Here is a 25,049-nt window from a genome sequence, read left to right as displayed (position 1 = left end):
TTAATGATCTGATTTCAAAATTTTACAGTTATTTCAACCCACTTCCTGTCCTTTTTCGGATATGAGAATTAACTTTGTGGAATTTTTGGACGTACCCCTGCTCAAAATCGTCAGGCAACTGCCAAAAGTTGTTCAAGTATTTCCTTCATTTCTACAAATTACCATTTACTGTGCCCAAAAATACGAGTATCAAATCCGTTCTGATTATCGGTTCAGGCCCCATCGTCATCGGTCAAGCGTGCGAGTTTGACTATTCTGGCTCTCAGGCAGCCCGTTCACTACGCGAAGAGGGGATTGAGGTAGTTCTGATCAACTCCAATCCTGCAACCATCATGACTGACCCTATCAGCGCAGATCATGTGTACCTGTTGCCACTCGAAAAAAAGTACATCGTTGAGATTCTGGAAAAACACAAGGCGATGGGCAGGCCCATCGATGCGGTACTTCCCACCATGGGAGGCCAAACGGCGCTGAACCTGGCGATCGATTGCGATAAGGCAGGTATCTGGAAAAAGTATGACGTGGATATTATCGGGGTGGATATCAAAGCGATTGAAACGACCGAGGACCGGGAGAAATTCCGTCTGAAAATGCTCGAACTAGGCGTAAACGTGTGCCAGGGCCGCACAGCCCGCTCTTTCCTCGAAGGAAAAGAAATCGCACAGGAGATCGGCTTCCCGTTGGTAATCCGTCCTTCATTTACCCTCGGCGGTACTGGCGGTGGATTTGTGGAAAAAGAAGAAGATTTCGACAAAGCGCTCAACTACGGCTTGCACGCATCGCCTGTACATGAAGTATTGGTGGAGCAAAGTGTAATGGGCTGGAAAGAATACGAACTTGAATTGCTTCGCGACAGCAAGGGTAACTTCATCATCATCTGTTCGATCGAGAACTTTGACCCGATGGGTGTGCACACCGGCGATAGTATCACCGTGGCACCTGCGATGACACTTCCGGACACATTATACCAGCAAATGCGCGACCTTTCGATCAAAATGATGAATGGTATCGGCAAGTTTGCGGGTGGGTGTAATGTACAGTTCTCGGTGAACCCCGCGGACGACAAGATCATCGCGATCGAAATCAACCCGCGTGTATCCCGTTCATCGGCATTGGCTTCGAAAGCGACGGGTTACCCTATCGCGAAAATTGCCGCGAAAATGGCGATCGGTTACGATCTCGATGAGCTTATCAACCCGATCACCGGCAGCACTTCCGCATTCTTCGAGCCTTCGATCGACTACGTGATCGTGAAAGTTCCGCGCTGGAACTTCGATAAATTCAAAGGCGCCGATCGCTCACTGGGACTTCAGATGAAGTCGGTGGGAGAAGCGATGGGTATCGGACGTAACTTCCAGGAGGCATTGCAAAAGGCTTGTCAATCGCTGGAAATCCGCCGCAACGGCCTGGGCGCCGACGGTCGCGAGCTCCGCGACCAGGAAGCTATCAAGCACAGCCTGGCACATCCGAGCTGGGACCGCCTGTTCCACATTTATGATGCATTCAAAATAGGTCTGTCGTTCAAAACGATCCAGAACCTGACTAAAATAGATGCGTGGTTCCTCCGTCAGATCGAAGAGTTGATCGAACTGGAACACGAAATCGAGAAATACGACCTGGAAGACCTGCCGAAAGAACTCCTTTTGACAGCAAAACAGAAAGGTTACGCCGACCGTCAGATTGCACATTTGCTTGGTACTAAGGAAAGCAAAGTCTACGATCGTCGGAAAGCACTGGGTATCAAGCGTGTATACAAATGCGTTGACACTTGTGCGGCCGAGTTCGAAGCTAAAACGCCTTACTACTACTCTACTTTCAATACCTCCCAGGAATTCCCTGATAACGAGTCGATTGTCAGCAACCGCAAGAAAGTGATGGTACTGGGCTCAGGACCTAACCGTATCGGCCAGGGTATCGAGTTCGACTACTCCTGCGTACACGGGGTACTGGCCGCGAAAGAGGCAGGTTACGAAACGATCATGGTGAACTGTAACCCTGAAACCGTTTCGACCGACCCGGATATTTCCGACAAACTGTACTTCGAACCTGTTTTCTGGGAGCACGTTTTCGACATTATCGAGCACGAAAAACCAGAGGGTGTGATTGTGCAGCTGGGTGGTCAGACTGCCCTGAAAATGGCTGAGAAACTGGAAAAGTACGGTGTAAAAATCATCGGTACCGACTTCCACTCGCTCGACTGGGCGGAAGACCGTGGACGGTTCTCGTCGCTGCTCGAAGAGCTCGGCATTCCTTATCCGAAATTCGGAACCGTACGGACTTCCGACGCTGCCGTTGAACTTTCACGCACGCTGGGCTTCCCGCTGTTGGTTCGTCCAAGCTACGTTTTGGGTGGACAGAGCATGAAAATTGTGATCAACGAGAAGGAGCTGGAACAACATGTGGTGAAAATCCTGCAAGATATTCCGGACAACAACATTCTCCTCGACCACTTCCTCGAAGGCGCATTGGAAGCAGAAGCCGATGCAATCTGCGACGGCGAGGACTCTTACATCATCGGTGTCATGGAGCATATCGAGCCTGCGGGTATCCACTCGGGCGACTCTCACGCTGCATTGCCGCCATTCGACCTTACTGCCGACGAAATCCGTCAGATCGAAGAACATACCCGCAAAATCGCGAAAGCGATGAATGTAAAAGGATTGATTAATGTTCAATTCGCGGTGAAAGACGGCGTCGTGTACGTGATCGAGGCTAACCCTCGCGCTTCCCGCACGGTACCATTCATTTGCAAGGCCTATGAGGAGCCTTATGTGAACTACGCGACCAAGCTGATGCTTGGCGACAAGAAGGTGAAAGACTTCAACTTCAACCCGAAGAAAAACGGCTGGGCGATCAAGATTCCTGTATTCTCATTCAACAAATTCCCGAATGTGAACAAGGAGCTCGGCCCTGAAATGAAATCGACCGGTGAAGCGATTTACTTCATTAAGGATTTGGAAGATGAGTTCTTTCAGAGAATTTATGGCGAAAGAAATCTGTATCTGAGCCGGTAAGAATAACATTTACAAGGTGATCAAGCAGTAAAACACTTTCATACCAAAACAAATAAGCCCGGATCGCTCCGGGCTTATTGCATTATATCTATTTCTATTTCTTCTACTTCACTTCTTCATAATCCACATACTCCCCCCCTTTGAACCTCGACGACTCGCCGTTGTTTTGCGGAGCACTGTCAACCCGGATGCCCCCCGGTTTGGTGCGGGCACGCTCGGCCTGCTGTTGTGCACGGTATGCTTTCTCCTGTTGCTTGATCAGCTGCCTGCCCACAAGCAGGTGGAAAAGGAAGCGCCGGAAAAACGGCACGAATGCGATCAGGAGCAGGAATATGAATAATATATTAAATAGCACTTTCATCTTTCAACAATGTTTTTTACCTCAATCAATAACGTAAACCTAACATAATTAGCACACGAATATAAGGAAAACCGCATGAAAGACGAAACCGCAAACTGAGCGGCGCTATCCGTTTACCAACGGTTGCCTATGCAAGATCGACCGCTTTGCTGTTCTCCACGACGCGTTCGTAATAGGCTTCGTAATGCGGCAGGATCTTCGCCACATCGAATTCGCGGGCCCTTGCCAATGCATTCGCTTTAAAGGTAGGCAGGTTGGCATCGTCGAGAATGTAGGCAGCGTGTTTTACCATGTCTTCTACATCGCCCACGTCGCTCAGGAAGCCGGTTACGCCGTGCACGTTCAGCTCGGGCAAACCACCTGCATTGGAGGTGATGATGGGTACTTCGCAGGCCAATGCTTCCAGGGCAGCCAACCCGAAGCTTTCAGATTCGGAAGGCATCAGAAACAGGTCGGCTACGGAAAGTACCTCTTCGATTGCATCGAGTTTACCCAGGAAACGAACGTCCGAAAGCATATCCAGATCTTTACAAAGGCGTTCGATGCGCATCCGGTCGGGGCCGTCGCCTACGAGGAGCAACTTGCTCGGCAGCAATTTGCGCAGCTTTTCGAAAATCATGATCACATCGTCGATCCTTTTGACCTTCCTGAAATTGGAGGTATGGACGATCAGTTTCTCGTTATTAGGACAAATGGCGAGTTTGAAGTGATCTTTCTTCTGCCTGTTGAAACGGTCGAGGTCGATAAAATTGGGGATTACCTCAATATCCTTGGTGATCTTGAAATGATCGTAGGTATCCTTTCTGAGCGAGTCGGAAACCGCAGTAATACCATCCGACTGGTTGATACTGAACGTTACCACTGGCTCGTACGAAGGATCTTTTCCAACGAGGGTAATGTCGGTGCCGTGCAAGGTGGTGATCACCGGAATATGAATGCCCTGCGCAGCGAGGATCTGCTTTGCAAGGTACGCCGACGACGCGTGCGGGATCGCATAATGTACGTGAAGTAAATCAAGGCCCGCATTGGCCACTACATGTACCATTTCGCTCGACAGCGCCGACTCGTAAGGCGGGTACTGGAACAATGGATACGCAGGTATATTTACTTCATGATAATAGAGGTTCTCATTAAAAAAGTCCAGTCGTTGAGGCTGGGAATAGGTAATGAAATGAACCTGGTGGCCCGCTTTCGCAAGCGCTTTCCCAAGCTCGGTAGCTACCACACCGCTTCCTCCGAAGGTAGGATAGCATACGATACCAATTTTCATATTAGGTCAGCAAATGGTTGAATGTCCGGTATGAACAACCGTCCGGACAACGGTACAAATTAGCTAACAACAAATGCGCGTTTTTTATCCCACAAATGGATAAAGAAGTGAAGAATTGTCGTTAATGGTATAAAATGAATAATTTTATTGCCTAAACCTTCTTTTTCCAGCGTCAAACTTCATGAATGTGTCGGCCAGACCCAAGATTACAGCGTGGGATTATGTAACCGGGAGTGCGCGTCTTGTGCGCATGACCAACCTCGTCATTGTAGCTCTGACACAGTACCTTACACGCATCCTACTCATCGGTCCGAGGCATGAATGGAAATCGATCGTGTCGGACATTGATATGTTCGTTCTTTCGCTGTCAACGGTTTGCATTGCCGCTGCCGGATACATTATCAACGATTATTTCGACGTCAAGATCGACATCGTCAACAAGCCGGAAAGAGTGGTGGTGGGCCGTTACCTGAAACGCCGCTGGGCTATGGGTGCACACCAGGTCCTGAATGTTGTCGGTGCGATACTGGGCCTGGTGGTCAGCCCGTACGTGTTCATTATCAACGTATTCTCGATCACGTTGCTCTGGTTCTACTCTGAGCGTTACAAGCGGCTGCCGTTCATCGGGAACTTCATTGTTTCGCTGCTAACGGGGCTTACATTGCTCATACTCACCGTGCACTACCCCGCCAACAGGCATTTGGTGTTCATTTACGCGGTATTTTCCTTTTTCATTTCACTGATCCGCGAGGTAGTGAAAGACATGGAAGACATTCGCGGCGATGAAGCGCACGGTTGCCGTACGCTACCGATTATCTGGGGCATCCGCCGGACCAAAACATTCCTCTATTCGGTTATTATCATTTTTGTACTGACGCTCTTCGTCATGGCGCGTGCATTGCAAAACAACTTGCTCACCCTCCTCTTCCTACTGCTCCTGATCCCGATCGCATTGCTCGTGCTTCGCCTGTACCAGGCCGACACGCGTCGTGATTTCAAGGATATCAGCAGCCTTTGCAAGATCATTATGCTGCTCGGGCTGATTACCATGATCTGGACCTGACACACCGATTAATTTAACATTCCATGCCGCTTGATTAACCGGTTGAAAAGTTATATTTGGTCACCCCAAACTAAATCGCTATTACCAATATGAAAAAGTTCATCCTATGGAGCATCGCGTGCATGATGATGCTCAGTCTGAGGGCCTATGCCCAGGAATGCGCCGGTTTTGCCTTTAAAGAAGGAGGAGGATTCGAAATGAACAACTATGACGGCAAAGGCAAGGCGCTCGGCAAGCTCACCTATAAAATTGCCAAAGTAGCCAAAGAAGGCAGCAACACTGTCGTAACGATTGACATGGAATCTTTCAATACGAAAGGTAAATCCGAGCTAAAAAACACTTACCAGATAAAATGCGACGGGAATGTACTCACGCTTGATGCGGCTTCGATGATCAACCAGGAGCAGATGAAATCGTTTCAGAATATGGAAATGAAGTTTACCTACGACAATATCGAGATCCCGTCCAAACTTTCGGTTGGCGACAAGTTGAAAGACGCGGCTGTGAAAGGCGAGGGAAAGTCAGGGCCGATGCCTGTAGTTTTCAATATGTTTATTAAAAACCGCACGGTGGCGGGCCAGGAAAAGCTTACCGTCGCGGCGGGAAGCTATGATGTTTACAAGATCAATTCGGATATGAATATGGAAATGGTGATGGGCTTTCCCGTGAAAATGGAGATGCAAACCGTTTCGTATCGCGCTCCCGGAGTGGTGTGGGACCTGAAAACCGAGACGTACCGCAAGGGGAAACTGATGGGATATAGCGAACTCTCCAAAATCTATTGATATCAGACAACTCTATATTAACATTTCCTTAAAGAACGGCTTCCGGTTCGTCGGCAAGCCGTTCTTTTATAGCTTTGCCCGGATATTTTCCCGAAGAAACTTCTTATCTATTATATATCAACTACGCTTAATAATGAAGAGAATTGCCATTTTTGCCTCCGGTTCGGGGTCCAATGCCGAAAAGATCTGCGAGCATTTCGCGGGCCGCGACGACGTGGATGTGTCGCTGATTTTCACTAACAACCCCATGGCCGGAGTGATTAAAAGGGCACTTAAATTACAGGTTCCGGTTGTGTTTTTTGACCGGAAAACCTTTTACCAAACCGGAAAAATCCCCCAGATCCTCCAAAACGAAGGGATCGATCTCGTTGTACTCGCAGGCTTTATGATGCTTGTACCACCGGTGCTGGTGGAAGCATTTCCCAATAAAATGATCAATATCCACCCGGCGTTGCTGCCGAAATACGGCGGAAAAGGTATGTACGGGCATTTCGTTCATGAGGCTGTGGTGAATGCGGGAGATACCGAATCGGGCATTACGATCCATTATGTGAACGAGCATTACGACGAGGGCGACATTATTTTCCAGGCTACGTGCGATGTCGCGCCCGGCGACACGCCCGAGGACGTCGCACGCAAAGTGCACGCACTCGAATACGCGCATTACCCGCGCGTGATCGACGAAATCCTTACAGGAAGATAAGCGCCATGCTGTTCTTCCTGCTAGCGGTTGTTTTTACGGTGATGCTCTACCTGATCATGCGCGCTTATCCGCGCTATCGGGTAGACTCGTTCCACGCCGTGGTTTTTAACTATTACTCCTGCGTGCTTACCGGCCTGGTTCTGACGCCCGACCTAGGCCTGTTCACGAAAGTGCAGTGGGCATCGGAGGGAACGATCCTTACTATGGCACTTGGAGCGATGTTTGTCATAGCATTTATGCTCATCGGGCTTACTGCGCAAAAAGTGAGTGTGACAGCCACGTCGCTGGCAGGTAATATGTCGTTGGTGATCCCGGTGCTGTTCGGGCTTTTTGTTTTCAGGAATAACAACAAGGACTTTACCCCGCTCAACTACCTCGGGCTCGTGCTTGCGCTGGTGGCACTGGCGTTAGGGGCGATCCAGCGTTCGCCCAGATCGTCCGATGCTGCCAATACGGGACAAGCCGCGAAGCAGGCATTATGGATTTTACCGATATTGACATTCTTTGCAACCGGCACCAACAATACACTGATCAACTTCTTGTCCTCCAAGTACTATCCTGCCGGGCAAATCACTGTTTTTATGATCATCGCATGCTTTGGCGCGGTAGTGATCGGCACTTCGATCCTCGTTTACCGCATCATTGCGTATGGTCATTCACTAAAACTCCGCAGCGTCGTCGGAGGGCTTCTACTCGGCGTACCCAACTTTTTATCACTCTATTTCCTTTTACTCGCACTTGCCGCGTTCGGAAATAGCGCAGCTTATGTTTTCCCGATCTATAATATCCTGACCATGCTCGTCTCAGCCCTTGCCGCCTGGGCATTGTACAAGGAGCGCCTCAATACACTGAATAAGTGGGGGCTGATACTTGCAGTGGCGGCCATTGTGCTCATTTCCTACCAGGAACTGAACCTGTAATCCCGCGAGCGCTGTTTATCGATCATGACTGACACCGCCATTCTGCATATTCCCGAGCAAGACAAGCCACTCAACAAGAAACAAAAGGAGTTTAACCTGCTTTCCGACACCATCGAGGCGCTCGACCGCCAGATTGCCGACCTTCGACAGGCGTATGACGAAATGCTGCGGCGAATGCCATCCGACCTGGATCCGCTCGTGCGGGAATACCAGGGCTATCGGGCCGATATTGTCAACCTGTGGGACCGGACCTACGAGGCGGAGCATTTCCGGAAAGCCTATCAAACCAAACTGGCCTTCCTGATTACCGAGAATGCCTACGACCTCATCAAAAACCACGCACTGTCCGAGCTGAAACCTGTTTTTAACAAATACAGCCCGGTGAACATCGACGTATTGCTCGAAGAAGAGCGAATGAGAGAAGTCTCCCGCATCAAAGACCCGGCTTTTTTGCTGGAAAGTGAATATGAACCTGAGCCCGAAGTATCATTTCATGAACTGCCGGAGGAAGAGCAGCAACGCATTAAAGCGGAAAGAAGGGAGCAGCGTCTGGACCAGCGGACGCGGGAAGCGCAGCAGGCAAAGACTACAAAATCCGTGCGGAGCGTCTACATGGAACTCGTAAAAACCTTCCATCCCGATCGGGAAACCGATGAGGCTGAAAAACTGCGTAAAACTGAGACTATGCAGCGCATTACGAAGGCCTATCAGGCCAACAATCTGCTCGACCTGCTGAAACTGCAAATGGAACTCGAACAAACCGACCGAACCGGCCTTGAAAATCTCAACAAAGATCAACTGAGCTATTACAACAAAATTCTGCGGCAGCAGATAGAAGAGCTGAATCAGCAGAAAATTGCGATCCAGCAGAGGATATCGGCCATTTGCGGCCTCCCCTATCAGCACGCCAATTCCCGGATCACCGTTATTGCGAAATTCAATGCCAATATCAACGAGTTGAAGGCTGAAATCAAGAATATTAAGCGGGTGTACAGGCACTGGCTCGTTCCATCGCAGCTCAAAGCCTATCTCAAACCCTTCCAAATCCCCAATCAGCCGGAAAAAGATTCGGATGAATAGCCGGAAAACGCCCGTTCTTTGCGGGAAACGTATACAATGCGTAGATGTTTTTCCACGATATTCACCATTCGGATAAATGTGATTTTATAAATATGGCTGTACACAATGCTAGTGTTTAGCTGGTTAAGCGAAAGGAGGCGCAAAATGCACCAGTGGCATATAATTTGTGTTTAGCGGGATTGACGCACCCAAACTCACATTTAGATGAAAAATTGCATTTTTTTGTTGCTCGCAGTCGTGTTTTGTAGCTCGCGGGCACAAGCTCAGGAAAACGTTTCCATCGGCCCGCTGGTAGGCTTATCGATTGCCAATTTCCGCGGCGATGTTTCGAACACCGACTGGAAACCCGGATTGACCATTGGCGGCTTCTACAATTACAGCTCCGAATCAGGCTTCGGTTTCAGCGGACAGCTGCTTTTTACACAGCTCGGCGCGCAAATCAACAACAAAACCAATGAAATTAACCTAAACTACATCCAGGCCCCATTGTTGGCTACTTTCTTTTTCGGGCGTTACGGTGACCGTTTACGCCCTAAGATTTTTCTTGGTCCCAACCTCAACTTCCTGGTTGGCGCAAGGGATAAGAACGGGAACAACATCAATGGAGATTCCAACAACCGAATTTACGCTCCGTTCGACCTTGGCCTTACCTTTGGCGGTGGATTGAACTACCGCCTGCAAGAGAAGATATGGCTGAATTTCGATGTACGGTATGGCGTAGGGTTGCTCGATGTAACCAGACTCGACAATTCTAAGGTTCGCAACAACAACTGGGGAATCAATGTGGGGCTGAGCTTCCCGCTCGGCACCTACAACAAACATACCGGAAGGCTACGTACGCGCTGACACACTATAATCCATGAACAGAAGGGCATCCAAATTTGAGTGCCCTTCTTTACTTTCCCTACCGGTAAGTTTTAACGCACACTGCCTATGCTTCAAAAGGATTTGCTGAAAATTACCAAATGGGGCCTGGGAACCGCCTTGCTGATCTGGATGATCGGCTGGCTGATGCTGATTCCCGAAGATTTATCTGCCCAAATAGCCGCAATCTCTGCCGAAGCGGTAAAGAATGGCCGTTTAAACGAACAGACGGGCATCTCAACGCCCGTCATTTCATTCTCCGTAGCCGCCATGCGGCTTTTCGGGATCAATCAGTTATCGCTGCACATTCCCGGCTTTCTGGCAATCCTTTTCAGCCTTTTTTGTACTTACCGTTTCACCCGTGCGCTTGCGGGTGCGGAGCCGGCCACCCTTTCCGTGCTGATATTGGGTACGTCGCAAGCCACATTCCTGGTCAATAATGAACTAGGCGATTCCAGTTACCTGGCGGCGTGCTTTGTTTTTGCAATTTGGCAACTCACCGCCTACCTCGAAAACCGGAAAATGATCAGCCTGCTGCTTTCCCTCATCGGTACCGCGGGTTTAGTATGGGTTAAAAATACGTTCCCCGACAGCACCAACGAATGGCCTGTCGACCCACTGTTGACGTTGCTGGTAACATTCTCCCCATGGACGATCTTCTTCATCCTGGCAATGATCGACCTCACCCAGAGGGTTATTTTCCCCGATCAGGGTAAGGACGAAAGGCATCAACTGATTTGCCTTCTCGCAATCATCATGCCTTTTATTTTCAGCTATCTCAACCCATTCAGGGCCACTTTTGACGTGTATATGGCCTATCCCGTAGCAGCGGTGGTTACGGCAATCTATATCATCCGTCGCCTCCAAAATGCCCCGGAAACATTCTCGGGCCTCCTGGCATATGTACACGCTGTGGCCGCATATGCCGCGCTCGCGCTGCTGTTTTGCCTGGTGTGGTTCACATTCCCGGCTGATAATTATTATGGTCTGGTCCATTTCATGGCACTCCTCAGTATCCTTACCTGGCTGATCTTCTTCTCTTCAGTCCGTAACAAGCTCATTGTCGGTTGTGTGGTATTCGCGATCGGGGCTAACATCGTGCTGACTACCTATTTTTATCCTAACATCTACGAGTACCAGGCCCCCGCCAAGCTCGGCATTATCGCCAGGGCCAATGGCGCCTCACAGGAACGGCTGTTCAGTTACCAGGCAGGGACACCTTACAGCCTGCGCTTTTACTCGGGTACGCAGGTGACCGAAATGGATGATTTTAGAAAACTTGTCGGCATGAAGAATTGCCTGGTTTACACGCACCAGAACTTCGTGGGAGAATTCAAGGCCATCCGCCCTGATCTGCAAATCCTGGGAAGCTGCGAGGAATATCCCAGAAGAATCCTCGATTTCCGCTTTCTGGATCCCAATACCAGGGCTTCGTATGTACAATCCAAAGTGTTGATCAAATTGTAAACTAAGCGATAAAAAGAATAGTCATATATTCCTGGCCAATTTCACTTTGAAATACAAAGTACTTTTATATATTTGAATTCAAAAACTTAAACGATCACTTGTCCTATGCAAACTATCAACACCAGATTATCGCGCTGGCATGTCGTTGCCGTCATTTTGCTCGTCCCCCTGCTCTTGACATCCCTCGCCTTGTGGCACTGGAAACCGGGGATTTTCGTGCTCACAGCTGCGCTTATACTTGGAGGCACACGTATCGCATACGAACTCATTATTATGAAAAAAATAGGTAACCGCGCCTACCAGCTGGCATTCGGACTGGCCATTACCGCCGTCCTGCTACTGGGTTGGATGAACGTAGCCGTCGGAGGTATTCTGGGCGACAATCCTGCCAATATGATGTATTTCGGCGTATTGCTAGTGGGTATGACGGGCGCGATCATCGCCCGCCTCGACCCAATGGGTATGTCGCACACATTGTCTGCGACGGCATTTGCCATGTTATTAGTACCGCTGGTCGCCTGGCTGATCGGAGTACCTGCATTCGCCAATGGCCTGGCGGCCGTTTTCGCATTACATGCCTGTTTCGCGTGGCTGTTTGCCGGGTCTGCATTGCTATTTCGTCGCGCGGCCCATTCCACGCATGAATAGATAAAACCGGCTGGCATAATGCGTTCATAGCGATTAGCCGTACCTTTGTAGTCTTTTACGAAATGCATTATGACTTTTGAAGATTTAAATCTCTCTAAACCGCTTCTGAAAGCGCTTTCAGAAGCGGGCTATACCACCCCTACCACGATCCAGCACAAGGTCTTTTCGGTTATGATGTCCGGAAAGGATGTATGCGGCATCGCCCAAACCGGTACCGGCAAGACTTTCGCCTATTTGTTACCTACACTCCGGCAGATTGAATATGCCAAAGATCGCCTTCCGCAGCTATTGATCCTCGTGCCTACACGCGAGCTCGTGGTGCAAGTGTTGGAGGAAGTCCGAAAGCTAGCGGCTTACACGACATTGCAAGCCGTGGGCGTGTACGGAGGAGGAAATATCAAAGTGCAAATGGCGGAGCTTCATGAAGGTGCCGATATAGTGGTGGCCACACCGGGCCGCTTGTACGATCTGGCACTGAATGGCTCTTTGAAAAGCAAAAACATTAAAAAGCTGGTGATCGACGAGGTGGATGAAATGCTGAACCTCGGTTTTCGTCCGCAACTGAAAAATATCCTCGATTTGCTGCCCCAACGGCGCCAGAACCTGCTTTTTTCAGCGACCATCACCCAGGAAGTGGAAGCGCTGATGAAGACCTATTTCAATGATCCGGTACGCATTGAAGCCGCCCCGGTGGGTACGCCGCTCGAAAATATCGAGCAGCAGGCATACGAGGTACCTAATTTTTACACCAAAGTAAACTTGCTCGACCTCCTGCTTGACCGGCACGAGGAAATGAATAAAGTCCTGATTTTTGTGGCCACCAAAAAGCTCGCCGACCAGCTCTACGGTCAGCTGGAACTCGGTTATATGAACAAAATCGGGGTGATCCATTCCAACAAGGACCAAAACCACCGCTTCAACACGATCCGACAGTTCCATGCCGGTAATTACCGCATCCTGATCGCAACCGACATTATCGCCCGCGGGCTCGATGTGGCCGAAGTATCGCACGTATTCAATTTCGACATTCCCGAAGTTCCTGAAAACTATATTCACCGGATAGGTCGCACCGGTAGGGCTGACCAGAAAGGTATTGCCATTTCCTTCATTACGGAGCGAGAGAAGCCATTTCAAGAACAGATCGAAGAATTAATGGATTTTGAAATACCTATTCTTCCATTGCCCGAAGGTTTGAAGATTTCGGAGGTACTGACGCCCGACGAAGAGCCCAAAGTTTTCATGAAAAACATCGAGCTGAAACGTCCTAAACGCGAGGATGTCGGCCCGGCATTTCACGAAAAGAAGGCTAAAAATCAGAAGGTTAATATCCGCCGCGATCATGCGAAGGAAAAAATGGCCAAATACGGCCGGCCTATCAAACGTTCGGGCAAAAAACCCAGGAAATAGTCAAGCGCCAGATATTCAAATCATTTTGCAGGATTTCGTGTTGATCCTGCATGAATATCTGGCAAATTTTTCAAAGACTGCGTCCTTTCGTACAGCCGTACCACCGGCAAATTGCGTTCGCATTATTCCTTACCCTACTCGGTGCCATCACCGCACAGGTAAACCCCTGGGTGCTCCGCTATACTGTTGACACGGTGCAATCGATGCTCGACAAGCATTGGGGCATCCTGCAAGGCAAGGAGCTGCTGTTACAAATCACGGCGATACTGTTCGTGAAAGAAATTGTGAATACTTTCATCGTTTTCGGACAGCGGTATTTTGGTGAAAAAATCCGTATTAAAGTCTCCAGCGATCTGGCTCAGAATGCCGTCAACCGCATTCTGACTTACAATCTTGCGTTTTTCAGCGACAACGATAATCAGAAAGGCAAGCTGCAAACCCGCATTGATCGTGGTGCGGAAAGTCTTACAAAACTGATCCAGAACTTTTTTATCGACATTCTGCCATTATTTGCCAATGCGGTTGTCGCGCTGGGCATTATGTTCTCGGCCAATTTCTATGTCGGCTGCATTGCATTGGCCATTCTGCCGGTTTATTTCTGGGTAAGCTACAAGCAGGCCGGTCAGTTGCAGGGCGTTCGCCGCAAATTGAAACGGCAGCGTGAGAACAAAAGCAACGGGCTGATCAACCTGATCGAGTCGGTGATTGTGATCAAATCCTTTGTGCGCGAGAAGCTGGAAGGTGAAAAACAGTATCGGCTACAAATGGAGTTAATGGATTCTCAGCTCAAAACGCGGAAGACTAACTTCACTTACGACGGCATCAAGAGCTTTATCGAGCAAATCGGCGTAGTATTGATCATTATTCTGACGGCCTACCTGGTGCTCGACCAGCAAATGTCCATCGGCGCGATCATGTTCCATATTTTGCTGTTCAATAACGTCTCCGCCCCTATTCGTCAGCTGCACCGCATTTACGACGAGATGAACGACGCACTTACCTATTCCGAAGGCTTCTTCGATATTCTCGACGCGAACGACTCCGTGGAAACAAGTGGCAAAACAGTGAAAGCACAGTTTCACGGCGATTACCATCTCCGCAACGTTTCATTTGCCTACCCTAATGGAACGAAAGCATTATCAGGTATCGATATGGAGATCAAATCGGGGCAGACCACCGCATTGGTGGGCCTGTCAGGTGCCGGCAAAAGTACGCTGATCAACCTGCTCGTAGGCTTTTATGCGCAAGATACGGGCGAGATCCTGCTCGACGGGCGACCGCTGAAATCCTACGACCTGTCCTCACTCCGAAATGCGATTGGTATGGTGCTTCAAAAGAACCACATTTTCAAAGGCTCCATTGCGGAAAACATCTGGTACGGCAAGCCCGACGCCTCTTGGAACGAGCTCGTGGAAGCGTCCAAAAGTGCCTATTTGCATGAACAGATTATGGAACTGCCCGGCGGATATGAAACGGACGCGCAACTGCTTTCGGGAGGCCAGCAGCAACGCATTGCCATTGCGCGCCTTTTTCTCAAAAATCCACCCATTATTTTCCTCGACGAGCCTACCGCCAGTCTCGACGCCATTGCCACCGAGCAGATCAAAAATAGCCTCGACGCGATCAAGAGAAACCGGACGGTCGTCATCATTTCACATAGCCTCGCACAAATTCTCGATTCCGATCAGATTTATGTCATGAAAAAGGGGCAGATCGTCGAATCCGGCAAACATGAGGATTTGTATGAGCAGAATGGTGTTTACAGACAGATTTTTAATGCTTCCGCCAGAAGCCTGAACCTCGGAAAGATGCTCGAAACCATGAGCCGCGACCAGGATTGAAAATTTTTAAAAATATTTTCTGGGATCAGTGATCTAAAGACATCCTTCCAATCGTATGTCGTTTCATACCGAGGAACAATCAATCCAAAACCGTTCAGTACAACGTTCGACGCCGGTGCGGATTTGAAGATACAATTTAATTATTGTGGAGGGTAAGGTAATACATAGAGAGGGTGGCAAATGTCACCCTCTCTTTTTTGAACATAAAAAAATCCCGGAGTGTGGTCCGGGAGTATGATATTGGAAGAGGTCTATGTGATATTAATGGCTTTCTTTCTCTTTCTCCAGATTGAACAGGTCGTTCAATACGTCGATCAGCGTTTCGGCTTCTCCTCTTTTGCAAGCGGCTTTCAATTGAAGTACCGGCAGTTTGAGTATTTTCTGCATCATGCTGGTGGTAATGCGTTCCACTTTTTCCAGCTCCGATTCAGTGAGGTTCTTCGTAAAGCGCCCCAACTCCTCTTTGCGGATCTGTTCGAGTGCCCCTTTCAGTTTCTGGATTGTCGGAGAAACGATCATCTCGCGGGACCAGTCATTGAATTCCAACACCGCTTCGTTGATGATCTCCTCCACATGCGGAACAGAATCCAGGCGGCGCTGCAATGCTTCGTCGGCTTTCGAGCGAATCGAATCGATCGTGTAAAGCATCACCCCCGGCACTTCTTCCACTTCCGGCGATACGCTGCGTGGTACCGAAAGGTCGATAAAATATTTGAATGACATGCCACGAAGACGCACCATCATTTCCTTCGTGAAGAATGGCTCTTCGCGCTGGATGGACGATACGATAATGTCGGCATTGGAAATTTCGGTTTCAATATCTGCAAAATCCGCTACCCGGAAGCCCAGCTCTGCACCGAGTGCTTCGGCCTTGCTGCGGGTTCTGTTGAGGAGCGTTACTTCCGCATTAGTATTCTGCGAAAGGTTGCGGCACACATCCGTTCCGATCTCGCCCAATCCTACTACGAGAATCTTGGGGTTTGGCATCAGCCCTTCGAGCAATTCTACGGCTGCATAGGAAACAGAAGCAGCGCCATCGCGGAAAAATGTTTCCTGCGCTACGCGTTTGTTAGCAAAAAATATCGTGTGCAGCAGGCGGTGCAAAAACGGCCCGGCCATATTGAGGTCGGCCGACCATTGATATGCATGCTTGATCTGGTTCGGGATCTGCATATCTCCTACCACTTGTGACTGTAAGCCCGTGGCTACGTGGAACAGGTGCTGCACCGCAGCGTCACCTTCCGAAAACTGCTCAAAATAGGCTTTGAAACTTTCTACATCTTCAACCCCTTTTTCGATCAACAAAAGCTTGATAATGTCTTCGTTAAGGTCGTTGGCGGAGGAGTAATATATTTCAGTGCGATTGCAGGTGGAGACGGCAAGAACGTCGGAGATATCGAAAAAATCTTTAAGACGAAGCATCATGCTCTTTGCTTCCGCCTCATTCAATGCAAGCTGTTCCCTGATAGCAAGAGGAGCATTCCGATGTGATAAACTGACTGATTTGAACTGGTTATACATCACTTGGTCTAATTCGATTCACAAAAATACTGTACAAAAATCATAATATAAATGTGGAACTATGACCGTTCACTTATTTAGAAAGCATTTAAATAAAACTGCCATAAGTCATACAAATTTCACCCCTGGAACGGTCGGAAAACATGATCCTCGTCATATTCACAACTGACCCGTGAGGGTGATGAAAAACGGTCGTGAAGCCACTAAGCTTAAATTATTTGCGTTATTTGTAAACTATAACATTAACATCGGGATTATTGTGCCCGACCCGGAATGATCAGCGAAACCCCAAAAGAAAAACCACGTTTCAAGCTGCACCCTGTAGCCATCCTGAACAGCCAGCGCCTGCGCCGTTCGTTGATGGATACTTATGACCAGAAAAGCTTTTATAAATACGTGATCGGGATTATCCTGCTCATTCTGAGTATTGGTTCGTTGTTTTACACCGACAAACTGGTAGAGGAGCTGGAAGAGCGCGAGGAAAGGGAAGTTCAACTTTATGCAGAAGGGCTACGCTATGTCGTGAACAGCCCGCTGGACGAGAATTTCAACGTGATTTACCAGGTCATTGAGGATGCCGTGAATTTCTACCAGATCCCGGCCATTTACGTGGATGAGAACAACATCCCGAACCCCAACAAGAACATTAAATTCCCTGCCAAGGTTAGTCGCCAGGAGCGCGAACGCATTATCCAGGAAAAGCTGGAAGAAATGAAACTCGAACATCCGCCCATTCCAGTAGAGCTGGGTAAAGGCCGGGCGGGGAAAATCTATTACAGCAACTCGTTTTTGCTTACTCAGCTTCGTTACTACCCATTTTTACAGCTTTCCGTCATGCTCCTGATCGGCTATCTGGCCTATCTCGCATTCAGTTCGGCACGGAAAGCCGAACAGAACCGGGTTTGGGTCGGCCTGGCGAAAGAAACGGCCCACCAGTTGGGCACGCCGCTTTCCTCGCTCATGGCCTGGGTGGAGTACTTCCGCAGCGACCCTACGATAGATCCGTCCATTGCCGAAGAAATTGAAAAAGACGTAATACGGCTTGAAATGATCACGACCCGCTTTTCAAACATCGGGTCCATTCCAACCCTCCGGCAGGAGCCTATCGCTGATATTGTGACCCATTTTATCAACTACCTCGAAAAACGGGTTTCTTCCAAAGTAAAATTCGAAGTCCATAACCAGCTTGCCGAAGAGCAAACTACCCTGCTGAACAAGAACCTGTTTGAGTGGGTGATCGAGAATATCTGCAAGAATGCGGTGGATGCGATGAGCGGTGTAGGCGAGATCCACGTTACACTCCAGGCGCCTCCGCGCGCGAAGGAAATCTGGATCGACATTGCCGATACCGGCAAGGGTATGACCAAAGCGCAGGCCAGCAAAATCTTCAATCCCGGTTTCAGCACCAAGAAACGTGGCTGGGGTTTGGGACTAACACTTGCCAAGAGGATTATCGAAAACTACCACGCCGGCAAGCTCTTCGTCAAAAGCTCTGAGGTAGGAAAAGGAACGACATTCAGGATCATCCTGAATGCCGATATTGTGGAAGAATCTTAGATGATTATGGCAGAAGCGGTACTACCACGGTGTCTGTCGTGATCTGGTTGCTGACCCTAAGTGCACGATCGATAATCCTGACTTTGTACTTCACTGTGGTGGGCACGGTGCTACGCGACTTGAGGAAACGGGCATTCAGGTCGAGCTTCCCCTTGATCGGGCCCGCCTTTCCATCCAGTTTCAATCTGGGAAAAAATTTGAATTTATCGCCGTCGAGAATGCTTTCGGACCAGGAACCGTTTTTTTGCTTAATCATCGTTATCAACTCGTAGTTACCTTCCAGATTCCAGCCGGGTGCATTCTTATATTGCTTGGTAAAACCCACAGTATCCTGTACTTCCGCATTGGTAGCCCCCAGGTCTCCATCGCCATCTTCAAAATCAATCGTTATGGTTACAACTTCCGTTTCCCCCGACGGAGCACCATTGACACTGTCGATCTGCGTATCCTGTGAAATGCCGTTATAGTAAATCACCGGCGTATCACTGAAATCGGGGATATCGACGCATCTTGCTGATGCAAACGCCAATAGTATGAACAGGGAAACTTGCAGCTTCATATGAGTTCTATTTTTAACTTTGCTTTTTTAGTATCTACGAAAGTAAGAGGATTGGAACTTCAAAACAATAAATCGATTGCCGAAATACGGGCTGGGCTCCGGGAGCAGATCGTGACCTTCGAACCGGCCGATTTTGAGTCGCTTGCGCTCAGGGTTTTCCGCTTTCAGGCTGAGTATAATCCCGTTTACAGGGAGTATATCCGGCACCTGGGCGTTGAGCCGGCACGCATCACCGATTTGACCCAAATTCCTTTCCTTCCAATCCAGTTTTTCAAGAATCATCGCGTCGCTACGGGGCAATCTTCCGACGCGTCAGTTATTTTCCAGAGCAGCGGAACAACCGGTCAGACTACCAGCCATCATTATCTTTACGACGAGCCGCTTTACAAAGCAGTTTCCTATCGTATTTTTCAGCATAACTATGGCGATCCGAACCGCTTTCATATCCTGGCGCTGCTACCGTCATACCTTGAACGAAACAATTCTTCACTCGTGTATATGATGCAGCATTTTATTGAGGAGAGCGAATCCGAGTATTCGGGCTTTTACCTTAATAACACGGGCGAAATGCTGCATGTGCTACGCCACCTCGCCGACAATCCCGATGGCAAAGGCGTTCTGCTGCTGGGCGTTACGTTCGCATTGCTGGACCTCGCAGAAAGCAGTTTTGACCTTTCATTTTTGCAAAATATCGAACATTTCACGGTTATGGATACAGGAGGGATGAAGGGCCGGCGGAAAGAACTGCTCAGGGAAGAGGTCCACGATATCCTTACCGCCAGCTTCGGCGTGCCGGCAATCCATTCCGAATATGGTATGACCGAACTCCTTTCACAAGGCTACTCGCATGGCGGGGGCTTGTTCGTGCCGGGATACACGATGCGCGTGCTGTTGCGGGACATCAACGATCCGTTTGCGATCAGCGACCACAACCTCGGTTCTTCGAAAACCGGCGGCATCAATGTCATCGACCTGGCCAACCTGGATACATGCTCTTTCATCGAAACCCAGGATCTTGGGCGCTTCGGGGAAAAAGCAGGGACCTTCTACGTCATGGGCCGCTTCGACAACTCGGACATCCGGGGCTGCAATTTAATGGTACTCTGAATCGTTAAAATGACCGTGCTGCGCATAGCCTCGCGGTTACATTTTAATATAAATTTAATCCCTCCGACTACCCTCTAAAATAGCCTGATACAGCCCTGGCACCTATATAGAATCATTCTAACCAACATATGAGTCAGAATATTTCATAAATTAGCAGGCTGTTCAAAATTGCATTTATCGAATGCGGAATTTCACTTTGGATTGTTAACCTATATTAGTATATAAGATGAAAAGACGTGATGCCCTTGGTCGTGTGGCACTATTAATGGGTGGCACACTCTCCGCGCCCACCATGCTGGCTTTTCTGGAAGGCTGTAAATCTTCCACGGAGACCGCCTCTGCAATGACTTTCCCGTTCTCCATGGACCGTAAGGCGCTTGTTTCGGAGGTGGCTGAAATTATCATTCCCAAAACGGACACCCCGGGGGCAAAGGATGCCAAAGTGGGCGAGTTTATTGAAATGATGCTGAAAGACTGCTACGCGGCGAAAGATCAGGAAAGCTTTAACAAGGGCTTGGCAGAGTTGGAGAAAAAGGATTTTCTGAAAGCAAAACCGGAAGAACAAACCAAAATCCTGAAAGAAATGGAAGCCAGCGCGAAAGATGAGCTCGCGAAGGCAGGGGAGGAAAAGAAAAAATATACCGAAGCAGGGAAGGAATACACCGACGCCGGTGTGCCCTTCTTCCGCCTGATGAAAGAGTTGACACTTCTGGGCTACTTCACATCCGAACCGGGCGCTACCCAGGCGCTCGAATACGTTGCCGTTCCGGGTCGTTACGACGGCTGCATCGACCTGAAACCAGGCCAGAAAAACTGGGCAATGTAATCCCAAACAATCATGTAAGGGCCGCCACGGCCATATTCTAAAATTTTTTGAAGCATATTCATCATGAATCTGAACATAAAAGCAACAAAACAAGCCACTTACGACGCAATTGTGGTGGGTTCGGGTATAAGCGGCGGATGGGCCGCAAAAGAACTGACCGAGAAGGGTTTGAAAGTACTGATGCTCGAACGGGGCCGGGACATTAAGCATATTGTAGATTATAAAACTGCTACTCTCGCACCGTGGGAGCTCGAACACCGCGGCAGGGTTACTACCGTGGCGAAAGAGGAATACTGGGCAGGTATCCGTACAGGCTACACTGCCAACGAAGAGCACCGTTACCTCTTCGAAAACGACAAAGAAAATCCTTACCTGGAAACCCGTAAATTCGACTGGATCCGTGCATACCACGTTGGTGGCCGCTCCTTGCTGTGGGGCCGTCAGAGCTACCGTCTCAACCCGGTTGATTTTGAAGCGAATGCCAAAGAAGGCATTGGTGTAGACTGGCCGATCCGTTACGCCGACATCGCACCATGGTATGATTACGTGGAGAAATTCGCGGGTATCAGCGGTGCCAAAGATGGTCTCGACGTACTTCCAGACGGCCATTACCTGCCCCCGATGCAGATGAACTGTGTGGAAAAGCACGTCAAAGGCGAAGTAGAGAAGAAATTTGCCGGCCGCCACATCATCATGGGCCGTGCCGCGCACCTTACGCAGCCGCAAGCATTCCATACCGAGCTCGGCCGCGCGGCGTGCCAATTCCGTAACATGTGTATGCGCGGATGTCCGTATGGCGGCTATTTCAGCACGCAAGCGGCTACATTGCCCGCAGCGCAGAAAACAGGCAACCTCACATTGCTCCCGGATTCGATCGTTTCAGAAGTCATTTTCGATGATAAGCTGAATAAGGCGACCGGTGTACGCGTGATCAACCAGAATACCCTTGAAACCAAGGAGTATTTTGCTAAAATCATCTTCCTGAATGCGTCGGCAATCGCTTCGACATCGATTATGATGAACTCGAAATCAAAACGCTTCCCGAACGGATTAGGTAACGACAGCGATCAACTAGGCCGTAACATCATGGACCACCACCTGGCTGTCGGTGCGCGAGGAGATGTGGAAGGTTTCGAAGACAAATACTATTTCGGACGCCGCGCGAACGGTATCTATATTCCACGCTACCGTAACTGGGGCAACGACAAGCGTGATTACGTGCGCGGGTTTGGCTACCAGGGTGGTGCAAGCCGCGAAAGCTGGGGCCGTGGCGTAGGAACCGACGGTTTCGGTGCTGATTTCAAAAAACAAATGTCGCAGCCCGGCGGATGGACGATGAATATCGGTGGTTTCGGTGAAATGATCCCTGACGAGAAAAACCGCTTCACGCTGCACGCCACGGAAAAAGATAAATGGGGGCTTCCGCTAGTCGTTTTTGATGCGGCTTATGGTGAAAACGAGAAGAAAATGCGTCAGGACATGATGAACGATGCTGCTGAAATGCTCGAAGCGGCGGGTCTGAAAAACGTGACGCCGTACAACGACGAATCGAAACACCCGGGTATCGGTATCCACGAAATGGGTACGGCACGCATGGGTAACGACCCAAAAACGTCCGTTCTGAACAAGTACAACCAGGTTTGGGGCGCCGAGAACGTTTATGTTACCGACGGATCGTTCATGACCTCGGCATCCTGCGTGAACCCGTCGCTGACCTACATGGCGATGACCGCGCGCGCAGCCGACCACGCTGTGAAGGAGCTCAAAAAGATGAATGTATAACGGGCGCTGATCCGCATCGCTATAAAAACCTCGCAGGTAAATCCTGCGAGGTTTTTTCTTTTTGGGTGTAACCCTTTCCGCCCATTTATCAGTATTGCCTGTAAAACGTTCCCTAAACCGCATTGCTTTGAAAGAAACCGCTACCCTGCCGCCCCAACGTGTTTCGTCGGTCGACGCCTACCGTGGATTTGTAATGTTCCTCATGATGGCCGAAGTGCTGCGGCTTGGCAAAGTGGCCGAGGCTTTTCCCGAAAGTGCATTCTGGGCATTTCTGGATTTCCACCAGAGCCACGTTCCCTGGGTAGGATGCTCACTGCACGACCTGATACAGCCCTCCTTCTCGTTCCTCGTCGGGGTGGCGCTCCCCTATTCTATGGCCAGCCGCGTGAGCAAGAATCAATCGGTGACGATGATGTGGGCACACACGATCCGGCGGTCGCTGGTACTGATATTGCTGGGCATTTTCCTGCGTTCGATGCATTCGGAGCAAACCAACTTTACATTTGAAGATACGTTGACACAAATAGGTCTCGGATACCCCATTCTCTTTGCATTAGGATTCGGTTCAGAAAAGATTCAACGGAACGCTCTGGTCTGGGGGGTATTAGCGGTGATTTTAGTGGGTTATGCAGCCTTCTTTGCATTATATCCGCTTCCGGGCCCCGATTTCGACTGGTCGCAAACCGGTACCACGGCCGACTGGGAACATAACCTCAAAGGCTTCGCAGCGCATTGGAACAAAAATACCAATGCGGCCTGGGCATTCGACCGGTGGTTCCTGAACCTCTTCCCGCGCGAAAAACCGTTCGAGTTCAACCGCGGCGGTTACAGCACGCTAAGCTTCATTCCCACATTGGGAACTATGACATTAGGTTTGATCGCCGGCAAATGGCTCAAATCGGCAACGTCGTCGACGTTGCTGTTAAAACGCTTCCTGATTACAGCCGCAGTGCTTCTGGTACTCGCCCTGGCATTTCATTTCACAGGCCTTAACCCGATCGTGAAGCGCATCTGGACACCCGCCTGGACGCTGTTCAGCGGCGGTTGTGCGTTTTTGCTCCTTTCTGCATTCTATTTTGTGGTGGACGTGAAAGATTTGAAATCATGGTTTTTACCACTGATCGTGATCGGTACCAATTCGATTGCAGCTTATGTGATCGCCGATGGGCTTGGTAGTTTTATCCGAGAGTCATTCAAAATCCATTTGGGGCAGCATTACGACGCAGTTTTTGGGGAAGGTTATGCTTCGCTCGTGAGTGGGACATTGATCCTTCTGACAGAATGGTTGATCCTCCGGTGGATGTACAAAAAGAAGATTTTCATCAAGATCTGAGCTACGCCCCTATCTTTGGGGTTATTCTCAACTATTTTTCACATGCTGAAACTTCAAGCCGTACACCATATCGCAATCATTTGTTCCGACTATCGAAAGTCGAAACAGTTTTACACAGAGGTACTTGGGTTTACCATCGACCGGGAAGTCTTCCGCGAGGCACGCGACTCCTACAAGCTCGATCTTTCGCTGAATGGTCAGTACATTATCGAATTGTTTTCCTTTCCGTCACCGCCCGCGCGCGTTTCGCGCCCGGAGGCTTGCGGGCTCAGGCACATTGCTTTCAAAGTGGAAAACGTGGAAGATGCTATTGCCGATTTGAATGCAAAGGGCATTTTTCCGGAACCGGTCCGGATTGACGAGTTTACAGGAAAAAAATTCACGTTCTTCGCAGACCCCGACGATCTGCCCATTGAGTTGTATGAAATTTAACGGATGAGAACAAGATCAGGCAGCTGCCGTGAGACCATAGCTGCGTTGGTTGCCTGATTCCAGTTTGCAAAGCATTTCATAGAATTCCGAAGTGCGCGTAAGGTGCTCGTCCATCAGGCGTTGCGCCTCAGGTTCGCGGTCAAGATAATGCCGGAGCGATTTGTAGAGTTGAATAGTAGCCGCTTCAATCCTTTTGAGGCAGGAAGCTACTTCCTCTCTGCCTTTTGCATTTTCCAGCAGTTGCATGGAGGTATGGGAAGTGAACTGGTTCTGATCTGCCAGCTCCTTATCGGTGAGGAAACACTTGAAATAATCGTATACAGCACGGATTTCTTTCTGAAACAAAACGGCACTGAGATGTCCCTGGCTTAGCACCCGCCTGAACGGGCCCATACCGTCCATTTTCAATGCTTCCAGATACAGGACCTCCCTCTTCTTCTGCTCATTCCATAATGCCCTGATCATCTGAATGAACTCTTTGCCTTTGCTCTCCTCCATATGCTGTAAAC

At 49.4% G+C, this 25,049-nt stretch carries 22 protein-coding genes; 17 read left to right on the top strand and 5 right to left on the bottom strand.

Features of this window, described 5'->3' with window-relative positions:
• Positions 1 to 170 precede the first annotated feature (170 nt).
• Positions 171 to 3,014, top strand: a complete 2,844-nt coding sequence (gene carB, locus ACQ4MZ_RS04295) for a carbamoyl-phosphate synthase large subunit (RefSeq protein ID WP_430843293.1) — start codon at positions 171 to 173, stop codon at positions 3,012 to 3,014.
• Between the two features lie 103 nt (positions 3,015 to 3,117).
• Here carB and ACQ4MZ_RS04290 read toward each other — a convergent pair whose 3' ends face one another.
• Both ACQ4MZ_RS04290 and bshA read right to left on the bottom strand, forming a co-directional pair.
• Positions 3,118 to 3,375, bottom strand: coding sequence for a DUF4834 family protein (locus tag ACQ4MZ_RS04290; protein WP_430843291.1), 258 nt, complete (start codon positions 3,373 to 3,375; stop codon positions 3,118 to 3,120).
• 127 nt (positions 3,376 to 3,502) lie between these two features.
• Entirely contained in the window at positions 3,503 to 4,645 is a 1,143-nt protein-coding gene (gene bshA / locus ACQ4MZ_RS04285; RefSeq protein ID WP_106598535.1) for an N-acetyl-alpha-D-glucosaminyl L-malate synthase BshA, read from the bottom strand.
• Between the two features lie 181 nt (positions 4,646 to 4,826).
• Here bshA and ACQ4MZ_RS04280 point away from each other — a divergent pair, with 181 nt between their 5' ends.
• The 10 genes from ACQ4MZ_RS04280 to ACQ4MZ_RS04235 all read left to right on the top strand — a co-directional run bounded on the left by ACQ4MZ_RS04280 (position 4,827) and on the right by ACQ4MZ_RS04235 (position 15,423).
• Entirely contained in the window at positions 4,827 to 5,708 is an 882-nt protein-coding gene (locus ACQ4MZ_RS04280) for a geranylgeranylglycerol-phosphate geranylgeranyltransferase (RefSeq protein ID WP_430843288.1), read from the top strand.
• Between the two features lie 89 nt (positions 5,709 to 5,797).
• A complete protein-coding gene (locus ACQ4MZ_RS04275; RefSeq protein WP_430843286.1) occupies positions 5,798 to 6,493 on the top strand; it encodes a TapB family protein in 696 nt (231 codons plus the stop codon).
• Between the two features lie 133 nt (positions 6,494 to 6,626).
• Entirely contained in the window at positions 6,627 to 7,196 is a 570-nt protein-coding gene (locus ACQ4MZ_RS04270) for a phosphoribosylglycinamide formyltransferase (RefSeq protein ID WP_430843285.1), read from the top strand.
• Between the two features lie 5 nt (positions 7,197 to 7,201).
• The gene (locus ACQ4MZ_RS04265) at positions 7,202 to 8,116 is read left to right on the top strand and encodes a hypothetical protein (protein WP_430843283.1); all 915 of its coding nucleotides are present in this window, start codon (positions 7,202 to 7,204) and stop codon (positions 8,114 to 8,116) included.
• 24 nt (positions 8,117 to 8,140) lie between these two features.
• Positions 8,141 to 9,196 carry a hypothetical protein gene (locus ACQ4MZ_RS04260; RefSeq protein ID WP_430843281.1) on the top strand — a complete coding sequence of 352 codons (1,056 nt, stop codon included), beginning with the start codon at positions 8,141 to 8,143 and terminating at the stop codon, positions 9,194 to 9,196.
• A gap of 204 nt (positions 9,197 to 9,400) precedes the next feature.
• Positions 9,401 to 10,042, top strand: a complete 642-nt coding sequence (locus ACQ4MZ_RS04255) for a porin family protein (protein ID WP_430843279.1) — start codon at positions 9,401 to 9,403, stop codon at positions 10,040 to 10,042.
• An 87-nt stretch (positions 10,043 to 10,129) separates the two neighbouring features.
• Positions 10,130 to 11,527, top strand: a complete 1,398-nt coding sequence (locus tag ACQ4MZ_RS04250) for an ArnT family glycosyltransferase (protein ID WP_430843277.1) — start codon at positions 10,130 to 10,132, stop codon at positions 11,525 to 11,527.
• Positions 11,528 to 11,632: 105 nt separating this feature from the next.
• The gene (locus ACQ4MZ_RS04245; RefSeq protein WP_430843275.1) at positions 11,633 to 12,175 is read left to right on the top strand and encodes a hypothetical protein; all 543 of its coding nucleotides are present in this window, start codon (positions 11,633 to 11,635) and stop codon (positions 12,173 to 12,175) included.
• 69 nt (positions 12,176 to 12,244) lie between these two features.
• The gene (locus ACQ4MZ_RS04240) at positions 12,245 to 13,582 is read left to right on the top strand and encodes a DEAD/DEAH box helicase (protein WP_430843273.1); all 1,338 of its coding nucleotides are present in this window, start codon (positions 12,245 to 12,247) and stop codon (positions 13,580 to 13,582) included.
• A gap of 50 nt (positions 13,583 to 13,632) precedes the next feature.
• On the top strand, positions 13,633 to 15,423 hold the full coding sequence (locus tag ACQ4MZ_RS04235; protein WP_430843271.1) for an ABC transporter ATP-binding protein: 1,791 nt from the start codon (positions 13,633 to 13,635) through the stop codon (positions 15,421 to 15,423).
• Positions 15,424 to 15,684: 261 nt separating this feature from the next.
• On the opposite strand, the gene hemA is transcribed toward ACQ4MZ_RS04235, so the two are convergent.
• Positions 15,685 to 16,944 carry a glutamyl-tRNA reductase gene (gene hemA / locus ACQ4MZ_RS04230; RefSeq protein WP_430843269.1) on the bottom strand — a complete coding sequence of 420 codons (1,260 nt, stop codon included), beginning with the start codon at positions 16,942 to 16,944 and terminating at the stop codon, positions 15,685 to 15,687.
• Between the two features lie 273 nt (positions 16,945 to 17,217).
• Here hemA and ACQ4MZ_RS04225 point away from each other — a divergent pair, with 273 nt between their 5' ends.
• Positions 17,218 to 18,501, top strand: a complete 1,284-nt coding sequence (locus tag ACQ4MZ_RS04225) for a sensor histidine kinase (RefSeq protein ID WP_430843267.1) — start codon at positions 17,218 to 17,220, stop codon at positions 18,499 to 18,501.
• A 4-nt stretch (positions 18,502 to 18,505) separates the two neighbouring features.
• Here ACQ4MZ_RS04225 and ACQ4MZ_RS04220 read toward each other — a convergent pair whose 3' ends face one another.
• Positions 18,506 to 19,060 carry a hypothetical protein gene (locus tag ACQ4MZ_RS04220; RefSeq protein ID WP_430843265.1) on the bottom strand — a complete coding sequence of 185 codons (555 nt, stop codon included), beginning with the start codon at positions 19,058 to 19,060 and terminating at the stop codon, positions 18,506 to 18,508.
• Positions 19,061 to 19,111: 51 nt separating this feature from the next.
• Between ACQ4MZ_RS04220 and ACQ4MZ_RS04215 the strand changes: the two genes are divergently transcribed.
• The 5 genes from ACQ4MZ_RS04215 (at position 19,112) to gloA2 (ending at position 24,540) form a co-directional block, all read left to right on the top strand.
• Positions 19,112 to 20,167, top strand: coding sequence for an acyl transferase (locus ACQ4MZ_RS04215; protein WP_430843803.1), 1,056 nt, complete (start codon positions 19,112 to 19,114; stop codon positions 20,165 to 20,167).
• Positions 20,168 to 20,393: 226 nt separating this feature from the next.
• Positions 20,394 to 20,993, top strand: coding sequence for a gluconate 2-dehydrogenase subunit 3 family protein (locus tag ACQ4MZ_RS04210; RefSeq protein WP_430843263.1), 600 nt, complete (start codon positions 20,394 to 20,396; stop codon positions 20,991 to 20,993).
• Between the two features lie 63 nt (positions 20,994 to 21,056).
• Positions 21,057 to 22,775 carry a GMC family oxidoreductase gene (locus ACQ4MZ_RS04205; RefSeq protein WP_430843261.1) on the top strand — a complete coding sequence of 573 codons (1,719 nt, stop codon included), beginning with the start codon at positions 21,057 to 21,059 and terminating at the stop codon, positions 22,773 to 22,775.
• 127 nt (positions 22,776 to 22,902) lie between these two features.
• Positions 22,903 to 24,108, top strand: coding sequence for an acyltransferase family protein (locus ACQ4MZ_RS04200; RefSeq protein ID WP_430843259.1), 1,206 nt, complete (start codon positions 22,903 to 22,905; stop codon positions 24,106 to 24,108).
• A gap of 42 nt (positions 24,109 to 24,150) precedes the next feature.
• Complete coding sequence (gloA2, locus tag ACQ4MZ_RS04195; RefSeq protein WP_430843257.1) at positions 24,151 to 24,540, top strand: SMU1112c/YaeR family gloxylase I-like metalloprotein; 390 nt, start codon at positions 24,151 to 24,153, stop codon at positions 24,538 to 24,540.
• A 15-nt stretch (positions 24,541 to 24,555) separates the two neighbouring features.
• Here the strand turns inward: gloA2 and ACQ4MZ_RS04190 are convergent, their stop codons facing one another.
• Entirely contained in the window at positions 24,556 to 25,038 is a 483-nt protein-coding gene (locus ACQ4MZ_RS04190) for a hypothetical protein (RefSeq protein WP_430843255.1), read from the bottom strand.
• Between the last annotated feature and the right edge of the window lie 11 nt (positions 25,039 to 25,049).

The organism is Dyadobacter sp. BHUBP1 (assembly GCF_050587785.1).
Lineage (GTDB): Bacteria > Bacteroidota > Bacteroidia > Cytophagales > Spirosomataceae > Dyadobacter.
Note: the sequence above shows the minus strand (reverse complement) of the source record. Positions and strands in the feature narration are given on the sequence as shown.

Excerpts from the sequence above, each read along its gene's own strand:
- ACQ4MZ_RS04290 (WP_430843291.1), bottom strand. The coding sequence starts at position 3,375 with ATGAAAGTGCTATTTAATATATTATTCATATTCCTGCTCCTGATCGCA.
- bshA (WP_106598535.1), bottom strand. The coding sequence starts at position 4,645 with ATGAAAATTGGTATCGTATGCTATCCTACCTTCGGAGGAAGCGGTGTG.
- ACQ4MZ_RS04280 (WP_430843288.1), top strand. The coding sequence starts at position 4,827 with ATGAATGTGTCGGCCAGACCCAAGATTACAGCGTGGGATTATGTAACC.
- ACQ4MZ_RS04275 (WP_430843286.1), top strand. The coding sequence starts at position 5,798 with ATGAAAAAGTTCATCCTATGGAGCATCGCGTGCATGATGATGCTCAGT.
- ACQ4MZ_RS04270 (WP_430843285.1), top strand. The coding sequence starts at position 6,627 with ATGAAGAGAATTGCCATTTTTGCCTCCGGTTCGGGGTCCAATGCCGAA.
- ACQ4MZ_RS04265 (WP_430843283.1), top strand. The coding sequence starts at position 7,202 with ATGCTGTTCTTCCTGCTAGCGGTTGTTTTTACGGTGATGCTCTACCTG.
- ACQ4MZ_RS04260 (WP_430843281.1), top strand. The coding sequence starts at position 8,141 with ATGACTGACACCGCCATTCTGCATATTCCCGAGCAAGACAAGCCACTC.
- ACQ4MZ_RS04255 (WP_430843279.1), top strand. The coding sequence starts at position 9,401 with ATGAAAAATTGCATTTTTTTGTTGCTCGCAGTCGTGTTTTGTAGCTCG.
- ACQ4MZ_RS04250 (WP_430843277.1), top strand. The coding sequence starts at position 10,130 with ATGCTTCAAAAGGATTTGCTGAAAATTACCAAATGGGGCCTGGGAACC.
- ACQ4MZ_RS04245 (WP_430843275.1), top strand. The coding sequence starts at position 11,633 with ATGCAAACTATCAACACCAGATTATCGCGCTGGCATGTCGTTGCCGTC.
- ACQ4MZ_RS04240 (WP_430843273.1), top strand. The coding sequence starts at position 12,245 with ATGACTTTTGAAGATTTAAATCTCTCTAAACCGCTTCTGAAAGCGCTT.
- ACQ4MZ_RS04235 (WP_430843271.1), top strand. The coding sequence starts at position 13,633 with ATGAATATCTGGCAAATTTTTCAAAGACTGCGTCCTTTCGTACAGCCG.
- hemA (WP_430843269.1), bottom strand. The coding sequence starts at position 16,944 with ATGTATAACCAGTTCAAATCAGTCAGTTTATCACATCGGAATGCTCCT.
- ACQ4MZ_RS04225 (WP_430843267.1), top strand. The coding sequence starts at position 17,218 with ATGATCAGCGAAACCCCAAAAGAAAAACCACGTTTCAAGCTGCACCCT.
- ACQ4MZ_RS04220 (WP_430843265.1), bottom strand. The coding sequence starts at position 19,060 with ATGAAGCTGCAAGTTTCCCTGTTCATACTATTGGCGTTTGCATCAGCA.
- ACQ4MZ_RS04210 (WP_430843263.1), top strand. The coding sequence starts at position 20,394 with ATGAAAAGACGTGATGCCCTTGGTCGTGTGGCACTATTAATGGGTGGC.
- ACQ4MZ_RS04205 (WP_430843261.1), top strand. The coding sequence starts at position 21,057 with ATGAATCTGAACATAAAAGCAACAAAACAAGCCACTTACGACGCAATT.
- gloA2 (WP_430843257.1), top strand. The coding sequence starts at position 24,151 with ATGCTGAAACTTCAAGCCGTACACCATATCGCAATCATTTGTTCCGAC.
- ACQ4MZ_RS04190 (WP_430843255.1), bottom strand. The coding sequence starts at position 25,038 with ATGGAGGAGAGCAAAGGCAAAGAGTTCATTCAGATGATCAGGGCATTA.